Raw genomic sequence first — 15,722 nt, 5'->3', positions numbered from 1 at the left:
TTTGCGGCACGATAATTGAAAACAAACACGCAGATTTTTGTGTTTGTTTTATTGGTTCGGAAAGCCCTGGTCAGTCGACCGGGGTTTTCTTATTTAGGGCGGTAGCGTTGGTAGGTGCCGTCAGGATATAAAACGAGGAGTTCGTCGGATGCAGCGAGAGAATCGGCTGTCGGTTGTGGCGCCAATGCTGTTGTGGGCGTGGGTACGGCAGGAGTGGGGATAGTAGTGGGTGTATTTTGGGCATCTTCTCTGAGAAAAGGCCCTTCTCCTTTCAACAACCAATACAGGTTCACCTCCGGAAAGCGTTCACTGAGTTTAAGGATAAAGTCGAGTCCGGGTTTATTTCGCCCCGAAACCAAATGCGAGATACCCGAACGCTGCACGCCGATCGCGTCGGCCAGGGCGGAGGCGGAGAGGTGGTAATGAGCCATGAGTGTGGCGAGCCGGGCAACGAAATCAGGATCCTGCGACATGTTACAAATGTAGAGGTTACAATCGTAAACAACTAAGTTCGGCGATTGATATTTACATATGTAAACACATAAATTAATGGTTTTTTACATGTTGTCAAACTTCACATATACGTATTTTATATACTGAATATGAATGTATTAAAAATCAATTATATAATTATGACAGTAATGGATGTTTAGGTTGTTTACAAATGTAATTATTACTCACTGTTTACCAACCTACACACAAAACGGCCTACCTTTGGACCTATAGTATCGCTATGAGTCACTCGTTTTTTACTACCTATAAAGAGGCGGCGCTCTCGGGCCGCTACCTTACCCTCTCGCATATCACGCCGCTATTGGAAGCCTTGCAACGGAAGGCCAAGGTTCAGGTAGCGGGACATTCGGTGGAAGGAGAACCGATATCGGTGTGTGTCGTCGGGCACGGACCCGTTCGCGTCTTATTATGGTCACAGATGCACGGCAACGAAAGCACCACTACCAAGGCGGTGTTCGATATCCTGAACTGGCTCACCTCAGACGAGGCCTCGGCCGTCGAGGCGCGTTCACATTATACTTTTTGTTTCGTCCCCCTACTCAATCCGGATGGTGGGCGCCGGTATACCCGCGAAAATGCGAACGGCGTTGATCTCAATCGCGACATGCAGACGTGTACCCAACCGGAATCGACCTTGCTGCGGAAAATCTACGATGAGTTCACGCCCGACTGGTGTTTTAACCTACACGACCAACGCACAATCTTTGGTGCGGGCGATAGCGGAAAGCCCGCCACGGTATCGTTTTTGGCCCCAGCCTTCGACGAGGCACGCTCGGTTAACGAATGCCGCCTGAAGGCAATGGCGATTATTAATAAGATGACAGACGCTTTGCAGGCCGTCATTCCGGGACAGATCGGTCGGTTCGACGATGGTTTCAACCTGAACTGTGCAGGCGATACCTTCCAGCACCTGGGAACGCCGACGATATTGGTGGAAGCCGGACATTTTCCCGGAGACTACGAACGAGAAAAAACACGAAAATGCATTTTTTTAGCATTATTGACGTCAATTCAAACAATTCACGAAATCGATATAGTAGAGGGGGTTTTGGAGAAATATGTAGATATTCCTCAAAATAAGACCGTTTTTTTTGATTTTGTATACAAAAATGTCGCTATTAATTATGATAATTCAGAAATAATCGCCACTTTTGCTGCTCAGTTCACGGAGAGATTGATTGAAGATAAAGTAGTTTTTGAGGCTTTTATCGTTAAAATCGACAATCTTGAAGGGTATCACGGGCACATCGAGTTTGACGCGCAGGGTGCGTTGCTCACCACACCTGGAGGCCAGCCCTTACAGGTAGGCCAGAAGGCTGATTTTCGGATCGGCGACCTTGACTTCGTGAACGGAAGCATTGGATAACACGCACGAACATAAACGAAGTCAAAAACAAACTGGTTATGAGCAAATTCCGTTTAGATGAAGTCGATCATCAGATCCTCGACATGCTGATCGACAATACAAGGGTACCGTTTACGGATATCGCCAAGAAACTCCTAATTTCCGCGGGTACGGTGCACGTGCGCGTGAAGAAAATGGAAGACGCCGGCATCATCATGGGTTCTTCCCTTACACTGGATTACGAGAAACTGGGGTATTCCTTCATCGCTTACGTAGGTGTATTCCTTAATAACACTTCCCAGACTAAATTCGTCCTGGAGCGCATCAACGAGATTCCGTTCGTTACCGTGGCCCATGTAACCACCGGTAAATTCAACATTTTCTGTAAGATCCGCGCGAAAGACACCAAACATGCCAAGGATGTCATCTTCATGATCGACGACATCGAAGGCGTCTATCGCACCGAGACGATGATTTCACTGGAAGAGAGCATCAACGACAAAAAACGCCTGATGCATACCATTTTCAAGAACATGTAAGCGACGCTTAAAAATATGTAAAAACCCCGGAATTGACGCCGGGGTTTTTTTATTATCTTAGGACAAATTCCCATTGCCATGTATACGCCCACGAAGCTCGAACGCTTCAACCAAAACGTGTTGTCACGTTACCATATCTACAATAGCGTCTTCATTACCCTTCCGTTCGATGCCATCGACAACACCGGTACGCTGTTGCCGTTGTTCAGCGATATTTGCGAGCAGGGCTACCAGGAGCGTCTTAATCCCAAAGAGATCTTCGAACGGTTTGCGGCCAAATACCTGGAACAACCGACCGAACAGGAAAAGATCGACCTGATGTTCCGCTTCATCCAATACGTCGAGCGGCAGGTGGTGCTCTTCGATGCCATTGAAGATGCCGCCTTCGACAGTGTCAACAACCTCGAGGGGAAAGGCTCGCTGCGTGATATCAAGGAAACGGCCGAAGCAACGGAACGACTGCCGGAACTGCGCGCTTTTCTGTCGGAATTCAACGTACGCCCTGTATTGACGGCGCATCCCACCCAGTTTTATCCCGGCTCGGTATTGGGCATCATGACAGAGCTTACCAAAGCCATTCGCCATGACGACCTATTATCCATCAAGGAGTTATTGGCGCAATTGGGCAAGACCCCGTTCATCAAAAAAGAAAAGCCGACGCCGTACGACGAGGCCGTCAGCCTGACATGGTATCTTGAAAATGTCTTCTATCCAACCGCGGGCGACATGATTGACTACATCCACAAAAATGTCTTTGGCAATGAAAGTGTGGAAAACCCGGTCATACAGTTGGGTTTTTGGCCCGGCGGCGACCGCGACGGCAACCCGTTCGTCACCACGGAAATCACGTTGAAAGTGGCCGATCGGCTTCGAACGTGCATCCTCAAAGCCTATTACAACGAAATCCGCAAACTCAAGCGCAAGCTCACCTTCCGGCACGTCAGCGATTTGGTGGCCGAAATTGAAGAGAAGCTCTACCGATCAGTCTTCTACTCAAAAGGCGAACTGTTCATTACCCAATCGGAATTGACGGAGAAACTGGAGGTCATCCGCGACATCGTCATCCGCGAACACCAGTCGCTCTACCTGGACGATATCCATTCCGTACTCAACAAAATCCGGCTGTTTGGTTTCCACTTCGCCACGCTGGACATCCGCCAGAACAGCAAAATCCACGATGCGGTGTTTCAGGCCCTCGTAAACCAATACCCGGATTTGCTTCCCGAAGGCTACCTTGACCTTCCGGAAGCCGATCGTATTGCCGCCCTTGCGAGCCTAACAAAGACATTGGACTGGAATGACATAATGGATGAAACTTCCCGCATCACGCTCGATTCGGTGCAGGCGATGCGGCGCATACAGGAGAACAATGGCGAGAAAGGCGCCAACCGGTATATCATCAGCAACAACGAAGGCGCGCTGCATGTGCTCGAAACCTATGCGTTCTTTGGTTTATGCGGATGGAACGACCCCCCCGTAGATATCGTCCCGCTGTTCGAATCGGTTGACGACCTGGCCCGTGCGCCGGAAGTCATGGAACGGTTGTATAAAACGCCTCATTACCGCACGCATCTCAGTCGTCGCAAGAACGAGCAGACGGTCATGTTGGGCTTTTCCGATGGTACCAAAGACGGCGGTTACCTGCGAGCCAACTGGAGTATCTACCGCGCCAAAGAGGCCATTACCGAAGTGTCGCGCCGCTATGGCATACAGGTCATCTTTTTCGACGGACGCGGCGGTCCGCCGGCTCGCGGAGGAGGAAAAACCAGTAAATTCTACGCCTCGCTCGGACCCGAGATCGAAAGCCGGGAGATACAGGTCACCGTGCAGGGGCAAACCATCAGTTCGAATTTTGGGACGGTGGATTCCTGTCGCTACAACCTGGAAAACCTATTGAGCGCCGGCGTGGCCAACCATATCTTCCAAAAGGGCGATAATGCGCTGTCAGAACGGGATAAGGCGTTGCTCGACGACCTGGCCCAACTGGGGTATGAGAAGTATATTGATTTCAAAAACCATCCGAAATTCATTCCGTATCTGGAAAGGATGAGTACGCTGCGGTTTTATTCCCGCACGAATATCGGTAGCCGACCTTCGAAGCGAACGGCCTCCGACCAACTGAAACTTTCCGATTTACGGGCAATTCCTTTTGTCGGTTCGTGGAGCCAGCTCAAACACAACGTACCCGGGTTTTTTGGCGTGGGTACGGCCCTGAAGGCGTATGAAACGTCGGGACGCTGGCAGGAGGTGCAGGACCTGTACCACTCCTCCCTCTTTTTTCGTACCTTGCTCGAGAACAGTATGATGTCACTCGCGAAGTCCTTCCTGCCATTGACGGCCTATATCGCCGATGATCCGGAGTTCGGGGATTTCTGGCGAATCATAGAAGCCGAGTTCAACGAAACCAAGCGGGTGTTGCTGAAGATTGCCGGTCATTCCGAACTGATGGAAAACTATCCGGATGGAAAGGCGTCGATTGCCGTTCGTGAGAAAATCGTGCGGCCGCTGCTGACTATCCAGCAGTATGCCCTACTGCGGTTAAAGGAGTTAAACGGCGATAGTGATGACGATCTGGTGGCAGTGTATGAAAAGCTCGTGACACGCTCGCTGTTCGGGAATACGAATGCCGCCCGTAACTCTGCCTGATCTTAAACAAAACAAACATGAAAAAAACGGTCCTGCACCTCAATGATTACGCTCCGTATTACCGTCCGTACATCGACGCCATAGACGAAAACGTCGATTTATTCGAAGAACTGGAAATCAGCCTGCACGCCTTTATCCGTATGGTGCGTGAGATTCCGATGGAACTTATCGATTACCGTTATGCGCCGGGGAAATGGTCGATTAAAGACATCATCCAACACCTGATCGATGCCGAGCGGGTATTCGCCTATCGCGCATTGCGTATCGGTCGCGGCGACACGACTCCCTTAGCCGGGTTCGATGAAAACGACTACGCTGACGATGCCATGGCGCACAAACGCACGATCAACGAATTGCTTTCTGAGTTTTCGGAAGTTCGGTTTGCGACGCTGTCCCTGTTCCGCAGCTTCGGCGAGGAACGGATGCAACGCCGGGGCACCGCTTCGGGCCATCCGGTGACAACCGCGGCCTTGGGCTTCATGATATTGGGACACCAGAAGCACCACCAGAAAGTCTACCGCGAGCGCTATCTTTCCTAACGGGTATGAAGTGGTTGCCTATTCGCCGCTTCGAGTGGCGCAGCTCTTTGTCGACAACTGAGATTACCGAACGGATGGAGCGATCCGTACGCCCCGATGTAAACGGTGGCCCGCCCGCCTATACCGGTATGGTTTTTTCAGGAGGTTTTACCGTCAGTCGCGTGATTGGATATCGGAACTCGTTTTTACCTGTTATCAAGGGTACATGTCGAAGCGAGGGCTCGGGTAGCCGGATCCAGGTCACCATGAAGATGGCTCCCATTGTGCAGGTTTTTATGGGAATTTGGATGGGCTTCGTGTTTTTAGCCTGTGTCGGAACAATCGTAGGCGTTACGGGAGCAACGGACGACGGCGGTCCGGACGTTTCGCCGGCGATAGTCATCCCGTTTGTGATGCTCGTGGCGGGGGCGTTGATTTGCAATGTGCCCTTCCACCTGGAAGCAAAGAAATCAGAGACCTTCCTGCGGAACCTGCTGGAGGTACGCGAATAAAAAAAGTCCGGTCAAACCGGACTTTTTATTTGTATTCCTAACGGAAATCAATAGTCTTCTTCCTCGTCGTCTTCGTCACTATCCGAAGGTTCGCGCTCACCGTCCTCATCGTCTTCGTCATCGAATTCGGGTTTGTCGATGTCATCTTCTTCCTCTTCTTCCTCCGTCGACGGCGCATCGTCATCCTCAATGGCGATTTCCTTCATGGTATCGATTGGTTCCGCTACATCCTCGATTTCATCCTCATCGAAGTTCTCCAGTCGTGTGGCGAGCTTCGTGCTGACTTTTACCAAATAAATCGTGTCCTCCGTGCGCACTTCCACGGCTTCTACAAGCTCGTTTTTGGCGTTCCGGAACCGGATGATGTTGGAATCATCGTACCCATCGGGAAATTTCTCAATCAGGAGATTCAGGATCTCGTTGGTCAATTTCGCGTAGTCGACAATTACTCTTTTCATACAGCAATTATATTATAAATCCAATAAATAAGCAAATAGCAACGGTGCTACAATCGTGGCATCCGATTCAATAATGAATTTTGGGGTATTGATATCGAGTTTCCCCCAGGTGATCTTCTCATTCGGTACCGCACCGGAATAGGAACCGTAGCTGGTGGTCGAATCGGAGATCTGGCAGAAATAGCTCCAGAAAGGCACATCGTGCATTTCCATATCCTGGTAAAGCATCGGCACCACACAGATCGGGAAGTCGCCTGCGATGCCGCCTCCAATCTGGAAGAAGCCCACGCCGTTCGAACTGTTTTTGGTGTACCAGTCGGCCAGGAACGTCATGTATTCGATACCCGACTTCATCGTCGACGCTTTCAGTTCGCCTTTGATGACGTAGGAAGCGAAGATGTTACCCATCGTACTGTCTTCCCATCCTGGCACGACAATCGGCAGGTTTTTCTCGGCGGCGGCATACATCCACGAATCCTTCAGGTCGATCTCATAATACTCTTCCAGCACGCCCGACAACAACATTTTATACATGAATTCATGCGGGAAATACCGCTCACCTTTGTCGTCGGCGTCTTTCCATATCTTATAAATGTGCTGCTGCAGCCTGCGGAACGCCTCGTGCTCTGGAATACAGGTATCGGTCACTCGGTTGAGTCCACGTTCAAGCAAGTCCCACTCCTGTTGCGGCGTCAGGTCGCGGTAATTCGGAACCCGCTCGTAATGCGAATGCGCCACGAGGTTCATGATGTCTTCCTCGAGGTTCGCGCCGGTACAGGAAATAATCTGCACTTTGTCGCGACGGATCATTTCCGCGAATATTTTTCCCAATTCTGCCGTACTCATGGCGCCGGCCAGCGTCACCATCATCTTCGCGCCATCCTCCAACTGTTGTTCGTAGGCTTTCGCTGCGTCTACCAATGCGGCCGCATTGAAATGCAGGTAATATTTCTGCATGAACTGGCTGATAGGTCCTTTACTCATTGTGTGTTATATTAGGTGGTTGGGCCTTACAACCGCGCACAAGTTACTGCGCCGGGTGCAGGGCATTTTACATTCTCATTAGAAAATCTATCATTTTTTATCGTATCCGAGGATCTTCATGACATCATCGGATGTCTGTTGCTCCGAGAACACTTCCGTGGCCAGGATGCCGTTTTTATCCCGATCGATCAGGATGTGCTTCGGCTGCGGAATCAGGCAGTGGTGCAACCCGCCATATCCGCCGATTGTTTCCTGGTAGGCACCGGTGTTGAAAAATCCGATATAAAGCGGCTTCTCCCGGTTGTATTTTGGCAGGTAAATGGCGTTCATGTTCTGCTCCGAGTTGTAATAGTCGTCGCTGTCACAGGTGAGGCCGCCCAAAAGTACCCGCTCATACAGATCGTTCCAACGGTTGATCGCCAGCATGATAAAGCGTTTGTTGATCGCCCAGGTGTCAGGTAGGGTAGTGATGAAAGACGAATCGATCATGTTCCACGCCTCCCGGTCGTTTTGTTGCTTCTGGTACAGCACCTGGTAGATCGCGCCCCCGCTTTCACCCACCGTAAACGAACCGAATTCGGTGAAGATATTGGGCACGTCGACTTCCGCTTCGTCGCAGGCAATCTTGATTTGGTTGATGATCTCGTCGATCATATACTGGTAGTCGTATTCGAATGCCAGCGAGTTCTTGATCGGGAAACCACCGCCGATGTTGAGGCTGTCAAGGCTCGGACATTCCTTCTTAAGTTGGATGTACACCTTGATACACTTCACCAACTCGTTCCAGTAATACGCTGTGTCGTTGATGCCCGTATTGATGAAAAAGTGCAGCATCTTCAACTCCAGGTTTTTGTTTTCCTGGATTTGGCGCTTATAGAACGATACGATGTTTTTATACCCGATCCCAAGTCGCGACGTATAGAACTCGAATTTCGGTTCCTCTTCCGCCGCAATCCGGATGCCGATCTTGAATTTCCCTTTGATTTCCGCCGTCAGCAAATCGAGTTCTTCGTAATTGTCGATGATCGGAATGGTATTCTTGTGGCCGTTGTTGATCAGGCGGGCGATGTTCGAGATATACGCATCGCGCTTAAAACCGTTGCAAAGGATAAAGGCCTTTTTGTCGAGTTTACCCGTTTCCAACAGGTTCTCGACAATATTGATGTCGAAAGCCGATGAGGTCTCGATATGGATGTTGTTCTTCAGCGCTTCGTGCATCACATAGCTGAAGTGCGAACTTTTCGTGCAGTAACAATAATAGTATTTGCCGTCGTAGTTGTTCTTCTCCATCGCGTTCCGGAACCAGTTCTTGGCGCGCTTGATGTTGGCCGAAATCTGGGGCAGGTAGGTGAATTTCAACGGCGATCCATACTGTTCGACCAGTTTCATAAGGTCGATGCCGTGGAAGAGAAGATGGTTGTCCTTATTGAGCGAAAATTCCTCTTGTGGGAAATAATACGTCTGGTTGATAAGGTCGATATATTTGGTGTTCATTTCGCGTAAAAGTGTGGGATTAAATTTTTTAGGGGTCGAAAAAGTTTAATCGTATGGTATCACACCCGGATATTCGCGTAAATGATCGGCAGCTTTTCATGGAACAACGCCGGAAGCACCTCCAGGGCATGTTGACCTGCCGGTACGAAGTGCCATCGGCTGCCGGGAGGGAAGTTACGGTTAGCGCCTTCCCGTCGGCCTGTGTGGTCACTGGTAGTGGGTTTGTTCATTCCGCAAAAGTAAAAAAAATAGCATGTGTAAGACTAACCTCTCTCATTAAAAAAACGCTAAGGGCGATAGCTCTTGATCGCATTTGTAATTCTTTCGTTGTCAACTACTTGGTTGATTTCAAAATGCCCGATTCCCCGCAGCAATGTGAAGCGGGGCGTTCCCAACTCGCTTTTTTTGTCGTGGGCCATGAACCCGATGAGCCGTTCCAGGTCGTTTTCATCCAGCGGCACATCTTCATAGAGCTCTTTTATCACATACCGTATCTGGAAATATTCCTCTGCCGACAACAGCCGCATCGACATCGAAAGGTGGCTCTCCATTAGCATGCCGGCCGCCACGGCTTCTCCGTGCAACACAAGACCGCGATCCGGATTTTCAAGGAAAAGGCTCTCGATGGCATGACCCAGCGTGTGACCGAAGTTCAGCGCCTTCCGGACGTTTTGTTCCCCCGGATCCTGCAACACGATTTGGTTTTTGATGACGATTGATTCATAGATCAGGCCGCCCAAATCGGCTGAATCGAGGTTTTTGAGGTCGAGGAACTTCTCCCAATACGACTTATCCGCAATGAGTCCGTGCTTGAGCATTTCCGCCAGTCCGGCCAGCATCTCGCGCTGGGGCAGCGTATCCAGGAAGACCGTGTCGATCAGCACCATCGCAGGCGTCGCAACGACCCCGATCTGGTTTTTCAACGGCCCCAGGTCGATACCGGTTTTACCGCCTACCGAGGCATCTACCATCGCCAGTAACGATGTCGGCACGTTCACAAACGGAATACCCCTTTTGAAGGTCGCCGCCGCAAAGCCGCCCATGTCGGTCACCACCCCACCGCCTACGTTTAGTATGAGGCTTTTCCGGTCGGCTCCCAATTCGGTCAGCACGTTCCATATTTCAATGCAACTGTCGATGTTCTTTACATCCTCACCCGCATCGAATTCAATGATTTCAATGGCCAGTTCGGTTTCGACCAGCGACAGGAAATAGGGGAGGCAGTGCTCGTTGGTATTCGAGTCGACCAGCACAAACAGCGTAGTGAAATGGCTGTTACGCAGCAACTGGTTCAGCGCCTCGTAGCCGCTCTCTCCGAAATGTATGTCGTAGCCGTTGGCCTGTATGGGATGCATAGAATGGAAATGGTTGCAAAATTCGGTGTTTTTTACCGACGGCACAACAGAATACCGTATAAAAACCCAGACGTTTTCATCGGGAAGGATAACCGCGCGCAGTAGCGCACCAAACCCCGTCCGGTGCCGTGCCAGACAACCGAAATTTAGGTTGAATAATTCTTAAAAATGGTAGATGGAGCCCATTTGCGGGTGAATAGTCGCCAATTGCGAGTTTGCGATTTCAAATTGTGGTATTTGGCGAATAAAATCAGTCGGGAGCTGCCTCATTTTTTCCTAAAAAAACGTTTTCGTGCTGCCCCTCCTCGCTGTATCTTTGTGCCCAAATCGTTTTTTATGCACCGGATTTTCGACGATACCAAAACCGCCTTTGCCCTCAAGAGCGACACCGAACTCGAACGGGCGTATTTTCTCTTTAAACTCATTGCCAGCGAGCCGCTGGTGCGCATCGGGACGGCGGTGACGAACTTCGCCATCAAAGCACACCTGCCGGTCGAATCGTTGATCCGGGCGACGGTATTCGACCACTTTTGTGGCGGCGTAACCGAGGCCGATTGCCTTCCGGTGGTCGACCGGATGTATGCCCAGGGCGGCGTATCGTCCGTACTCGACTACTCCGTCGAAGGAAAGGAAGAAGAGGCCCAGTTCGACGCGGCCCTCGCCATGACGCTCAAAACCATCGAATTCGCCGAAGAAAAGCAGGCCATCCCGTTCGCGGTCTTCAAACCCACCGGTTTTGGCCGTTTCGAACTGTATGAAAAACTTGGGCGAAACGAAACCCTTGACCCGCGGGAACAAGCCGAATGGAGCAGGGTGGAAGCGCGTTTCCATACGGTTTGTAAGGCCGCACATGATAAAAACGTGCCGCTGCTGATCGACGCCGAAGAATCCTGGATGCAGGACGCCGCCGACGCCCTCGTCGAAACCATGATGCGCGCCTACAACCGCGACCGCGCCATCGTATTCAACACCTTACAGATGTACCGCCACGACCGGATGGACTACCTCCGTTCGCTGCACCAACGCGCGCAGGCGGACGGATTCCATATCGGAATGAAGATCGTGCGCGGCGCCTACATGGAAAAAGAACACAAACGTGCCGAAGAACTGGGCTATCCGACGCCGATCTGCGCGTCGAAAGAGGCCACCGACGAAAACTACGACGAGGCCATCGCCTATATGGTCACGCACCTTGACCGCATGGCCATCTTCGCCGGCACCCATAATGAAGACAGTTCGTACCGCCTCATGACACTCATGGCGCAGCATGGCATCGACCAAAAAGACCCACGCATCTGGTTCGGGCAACTCTACGGCATGAGCGACAACATCAGCTTCAACCTTGCGGCAGCCGGCTACAACGTCGCCAAATACCTGCCATTCGGCCCCGTTCGTGACGTAATGCCTTACCTGATCCGACGCGCCGAAGAAAATACCTCCGTTGCCGGACAAACCTCCCGCGAGCTCATGCTCCTGAAAACCGAACGAAACCGTCGCCGCGGAAGGTAACACAACGAAGTACCACGGATCGCCACCGCGTCCGTCACTGCGACTGCAACTGTGACTTCGACTTCGACTGCACCGCGACCGTCACTGAGACTGCGACTGCGACTGCGACTCACAAGTGCGCGCCCCTGCGGGTCGGGCTCTCCGCACTCGCTTTTTTGCCTCGTACCTCGTCAAAAAGAGCTCAGACAGTCGCTGCGATCCCTCGCGCAACTCCTTCGCAGCGGGACGTTCCGTCGTGACTTCACGGCTCCATCTCTTCGGCTTGCTGTCGCAGTTTGCTGTTTTTTCGTCCATACAGGAAGTAAATCACGAACCCAATCAGCAACCACACAATCAACCGGATCCAGGTGTCGAGCGGCAACGCAAACATCATGACCAGGCACGTAGCGATACCTAAAATGGGAACCAGGGGAACAAAGGGTGTCTTGAAAGGGCGTTCCGCATCCGGCTGGCGTTTCCGAAGGATCAATATACCGAGGCATACCATCACAAAGGCCAACAAGGTACCGATGCTTGTCATTTCACCCACCACGCTAATCGGCACAAACCCCGCGAACGCGCTGATGAAAAGGCACAACACCACGTTCGACGTAGAAGGCGTTTGGAATTTCGGATGCAGTTTTGAAAATACGCCGGGCAAGAGTCCGTCTTTACTCATGGCATAAAACACCCTCGATTGTCCCAGTAAGTCGACCAATATAACCGAGGTATACCCGATTAAGATCGCAAGAATCACCGCCACCGACAGCCATTGATAAGGCGTGTGGGCGATGGCAACTGCCACCGGGGCAGCACTATCCTTGAACTCTGTGTAATTCGCCAGTCCGGTCATCACATACCCAAACAGCACAAACAAAACCGTACATACCAAAAGCGATCCCAAAATCCCGATGGGCATGTTGCGTTGCGGGTTCTTGGTTTCCTGCGCCATCGTGGCCACGATATCAAACCCGATGAATACGAAGAATACCACTCCGGCGCCCCGCAATATGCCACTCCAGCCGAACGCACCAAAGGTGCCTGTGTTGTCCGGAATGTAGGGCTGGTAATTCGCCGGGTCGATGTACTGCCATCCGAGTCCGATAAACGCCAGGACAACGCCTACTTTAAGTGTTACGACGATCACGTTGAAGAGCGCCGACGATTTGGTTCCACGAATGATGATCGAAGTGACCAGGAAAATGATGAGCATCGCGGGCAGGTTGACAATGCCACTAACGACGGAACCATCCTGCAACGTCACCGACTCAAAAGGCGATTGCACCAACTGGGGCGGCAGGTGAATGTGGAAGGTATCGAGGAATTTCACCAGGTATTGCGACCAACTGATGCCAACGGTGGCGGCACCTACGGAATATTCCAACACCAGGTCCCAGCCGATGATCCAGGCAAACAGTTCGCCCAATGTGGCATAGGCATAGGTATAGGCACTACCCGAAACAGGCACCATCGCGGCGAATTCGGCATAACACAAGGCGCTGAAGGCACAGCCCACCGCGGCAATGACAAACGATAGTGTCACCGCCGGGCCCGCATTATTGGCGGCGGCAATACCGGTTAAAGAAAACAATCCCGCGCCGATGATGACACCGACGCCGATCGCTACGAGGTTAACGGCTCCTAAGCTCCGCTTCAGCGTTCCCTGGCCTGTCTGTGAGGCCTCGCGCTTCAATAAGGCAATTGATTTTCTTGGCATGATTTAAGACGTGATGTATTTGTATGGGTTTACGATTCGTGCTACCACTTGGTTGAACCTGCGGATTTTGACCTGCGTACGTTTTTCAAACGGGTATCGCGACAAATTGGTGAGCGCCACGCCTGATAGAATAATGCCCAATCCGGCGAACTGTGCCGAAGAGATGGTTTCTCCGGCTACCATCCATCCAATGATAACCGCCACGATCGGATTGATATAGGTGTGGGTGCTTACCAATACCGGATCTTTAACCGACAATAGCCAGATGTACGATACATAGGCGGCAATCGAACCGAACAACACCAGGAACAGCAAGCCGAGAAGAGAAGAGACGGGTATCTTCGATAGGTCGAGCAGCCCCCATTCGCCGCGGAAGAAGGCCACGATAAGACTGGCGGTTCCGGCAATTATCAACTGTTGCGCGATATTCATGAACCTCGAATTGCCCGCTGGGTGGTTCTTCGAATACAGCGAGCCGACGACCCACGAGATGGAACTCAGCGCGAGGATGAAGAATGCCAGCAGTTTCAGGTCGCCGCTGGTTTCGTTTTCGCCCGGTTGCACACTCCCCTGGAGGAACAGCACGAGTCCTCCGAACCCGATCAGCAACCCCCGGGTAATCCATTTGTTGGAAAAATAGGTCTTCCAGTTCGGCCGGTCGAGCGCGATGAACCAGAAGGGGCCGGTTGCGATGGCGATGGCGGCCTCCGTAGACGTCACATATTGTTCGCCCCAGGCGACGAGGCCGGTTCCGCCGGTAAGGATCAGGATGCCCGTGATGGCATTTTTCTTCCAGTCGACGGCTGTTCCAATCGATTCTTTTTTGCTTTTACGCCAAAGCAGCAAAAGGAGTCCGGCTATCAGGAATCGGAGGCCCGAGAGAATAAAGGGCGGAAAACCCTCAAGGCCATACGAGATGGCAAGAAAGGTAGAGCCCCAGATGACGTAGATGCCCGCGAAAGCGAGAATAACAAGTAAGGTGGTTTTATTTTGAAGAAAAGACATGATTACAATTATTTAGATGAAATAAAAAAGGCCCTTGCTCGATGTTGAGGAAGGACCTTGGTAATTATAAGACGAGATAATTAAGAAGATACCTTCCGGCAACGATGGACGCGGGTCATCATATGACAACAGTTCATTCGGATACAGGTTGTTTCGAAACTTCTACGTGCTTGCGTTTTCATCGTATTTAAAATTAGGGTGAAATAAAAAAAGCCTTTCAAATATGAAAGGCTTTATATCGAATGTTGAAATTTACATTTCCTATCCAAAAGCCATTTCATACCACGGGTGTGACATGCAGCAGGTCATGCGGCAAGCGGTGCGGGTCATGTTATGGCGAATGTGTGTCATAGTGTGGCAAAAGTACCTACTCCATCGGAGCATTCCTACTACGAAAGCTTGAAATTATTGTTAAATCTTCCATCGGGTAGGGCGCCAATCGTAGTCACGGCTTTCGAAATCGATGTAGCGGGTGCGCGGTGCGTGGGCAATCCTTCGAGGGATGCAAAGTGGATGATCGAATCTTAAACCCTCAGCCCTGAACCTTCCACTCCAAGGGGAAAATGTACGAAAACGGTTTTCCCAGAAGAGCTTTCGAAGCTAGATGGATTTGTAAGTACATTTTCCTTTTAATTGGCAGGATTAGGTCGTGATCCTGGTAGGGGAAAATGTATAAAACAGTTTTCGCTAGGGGAGCTTTCGAACCTGGATGGATTTGTAAGTACATTTTCCTTTCAACTGGCAGGATTAGGTCGTGATCCTGGTAAGGGAAAATGTACAAAACAGTTTTCGCTAGGGGAGCTTTCGAACCTAGATGGATTTGTAAGTACATTTTCCTTTCAACTGGCAGGATTACTGCGTGATCCTGGTAAGGAAAATGTGCAAAATAGTTTTCACTCGGAGCTTTCCAACCCAGATGGATTTGTAAGTACATTTTCCTTTCAATTGGCAGGATTAGGTCGTGATCCTGGTAGGGAAAATGTGCAAAATAGTTTTCACTCGGAGCTCTCCAACCCAGATGGATTTGTAAGTACATTTTCCTTTCAATTGGCAGGATTACTTCGTGATCCTGGTAGGGAAAATGTACCCAAACATAAAGCCTTTAAAAATGCTTGAGCGAGCTCAGACATTTTTAAAGGCTTTATGTT

Annotated in this window: 15 protein-coding genes; 7 read left to right on the top strand and 8 right to left on the bottom strand. The window is 50.8% G+C overall.

Going from position 1 to position 15,722, the window contains the following annotated elements; genetic code table 11:
* Positions 1-89: 89 nt before the first annotated feature.
* Positions 90-473 carry a helix-turn-helix domain-containing protein gene (locus MKO97_RS12705; protein ID WP_241103586.1) on the bottom strand — a complete coding sequence of 128 codons (384 nt, stop codon included), beginning with the start codon at positions 471-473 and terminating at the stop codon, positions 90-92.
* A 260-nt stretch (positions 474-733) separates the two neighbouring features.
* On the opposite strand from MKO97_RS12705, the gene MKO97_RS12700 reads away from it, so the two are divergent.
* From MKO97_RS12700 to MKO97_RS12680, 5 genes are all read left to right on the top strand, one after another.
* Complete coding sequence (locus MKO97_RS12700; protein ID WP_241103585.1) at positions 734-1,879, top strand: M14 metallopeptidase family protein; 1,146 nt, start codon at positions 734-736, stop codon at positions 1,877-1,879.
* Between the two features lie 38 nt (positions 1,880-1,917).
* Positions 1,918-2,397 (top strand): Lrp/AsnC family transcriptional regulator, encoded by a 480-nt coding sequence (locus tag MKO97_RS12695; protein WP_091140893.1) that lies wholly within the window; start codon positions 1,918-1,920, stop codon positions 2,395-2,397.
* Positions 2,398-2,475: 78 nt separating this feature from the next.
* The gene (locus MKO97_RS12690) at positions 2,476-5,043 is read left to right on the top strand and encodes a phosphoenolpyruvate carboxylase (protein ID WP_241103584.1); all 2,568 of its coding nucleotides are present in this window, start codon (positions 2,476-2,478) and stop codon (positions 5,041-5,043) included.
* Positions 5,044-5,060: 17 nt separating this feature from the next.
* Complete coding sequence (locus tag MKO97_RS12685) at positions 5,061-5,582, top strand: DinB family protein (RefSeq protein ID WP_241103583.1); 522 nt, start codon at positions 5,061-5,063, stop codon at positions 5,580-5,582.
* 5 nt (positions 5,583-5,587) lie between these two features.
* Positions 5,588-6,073: a hypothetical protein gene (locus MKO97_RS12680; RefSeq protein WP_241103582.1), complete on the top strand. Its 486-nt coding sequence runs from the start codon at positions 5,588-5,590 to the stop codon at positions 6,071-6,073.
* Positions 6,074-6,120: 47 nt separating this feature from the next.
* On the opposite strand, the gene MKO97_RS12675 is transcribed toward MKO97_RS12680, so the two are convergent.
* The 5 genes from MKO97_RS12675 to aroB form a co-directional block, all read right to left on the bottom strand.
* Positions 6,121-6,531: a DNA primase gene (locus tag MKO97_RS12675; protein ID WP_241103581.1), complete on the bottom strand. Its 411-nt coding sequence runs from the start codon at positions 6,529-6,531 to the stop codon at positions 6,121-6,123.
* 12 nt (positions 6,532-6,543) lie between these two features.
* Complete coding sequence (locus MKO97_RS12670; RefSeq protein ID WP_241103580.1) at positions 6,544-7,515, bottom strand: deoxyhypusine synthase family protein; 972 nt, start codon at positions 7,513-7,515, stop codon at positions 6,544-6,546.
* 90 nt (positions 7,516-7,605) lie between these two features.
* On the bottom strand, positions 7,606-9,009 hold the full coding sequence (locus tag MKO97_RS12665) for an arginine decarboxylase (protein WP_241103579.1): 1,404 nt from the start codon (positions 9,007-9,009) through the stop codon (positions 7,606-7,608).
* Positions 9,010-9,068: 59 nt separating this feature from the next.
* On the bottom strand, positions 9,069-9,239 hold the full coding sequence (locus MKO97_RS12660) for a hypothetical protein (protein WP_241103578.1): 171 nt from the start codon (positions 9,237-9,239) through the stop codon (positions 9,069-9,071).
* A 57-nt stretch (positions 9,240-9,296) separates the two neighbouring features.
* The gene (gene aroB / locus MKO97_RS12655; protein ID WP_241103577.1) at positions 9,297-10,364 is read right to left on the bottom strand and encodes a 3-dehydroquinate synthase; all 1,068 of its coding nucleotides are present in this window, start codon (positions 10,362-10,364) and stop codon (positions 9,297-9,299) included.
* 336 nt (positions 10,365-10,700) lie between these two features.
* Here aroB and MKO97_RS12650 point away from each other — a divergent pair, with 336 nt between their 5' ends.
* Positions 10,701-11,873, top strand: coding sequence for a proline dehydrogenase family protein (locus tag MKO97_RS12650; RefSeq protein WP_241103576.1), 1,173 nt, complete (start codon positions 10,701-10,703; stop codon positions 11,871-11,873).
* A 241-nt stretch (positions 11,874-12,114) separates the two neighbouring features.
* On the opposite strand, the gene MKO97_RS12645 is transcribed toward MKO97_RS12650, so the two are convergent.
* Entirely contained in the window at positions 12,115-13,569 is a 1,455-nt protein-coding gene (locus MKO97_RS12645; protein WP_241103575.1) for an amino acid permease, read from the bottom strand.
* Positions 13,570-13,572: 3 nt separating this feature from the next.
* Positions 13,573-14,574, bottom strand: a complete 1,002-nt coding sequence (locus MKO97_RS12640) for an EamA family transporter (RefSeq protein WP_241103574.1) — start codon at positions 14,572-14,574, stop codon at positions 13,573-13,575.
* 633 nt (positions 14,575-15,207) lie between these two features.
* On the opposite strand from MKO97_RS12640, the gene MKO97_RS12635 reads away from it, so the two are divergent.
* Positions 15,208-15,690 (top strand): hypothetical protein, encoded by a 483-nt coding sequence (locus MKO97_RS12635; protein ID WP_241103573.1) that lies wholly within the window; start codon positions 15,208-15,210, stop codon positions 15,688-15,690.
* Positions 15,691-15,722: the final 32 nt, after the last annotated feature.

Source organism: Flavobacterium sp. HJ-32-4, assembly GCF_022532105.1.
Classification (GTDB): domain Bacteria; phylum Bacteroidota; class Bacteroidia; order Flavobacteriales; family Flavobacteriaceae; genus Flavobacterium.
Note: the sequence above shows the minus strand (reverse complement) of the source record. Positions and strands in the feature narration are given on the sequence as shown.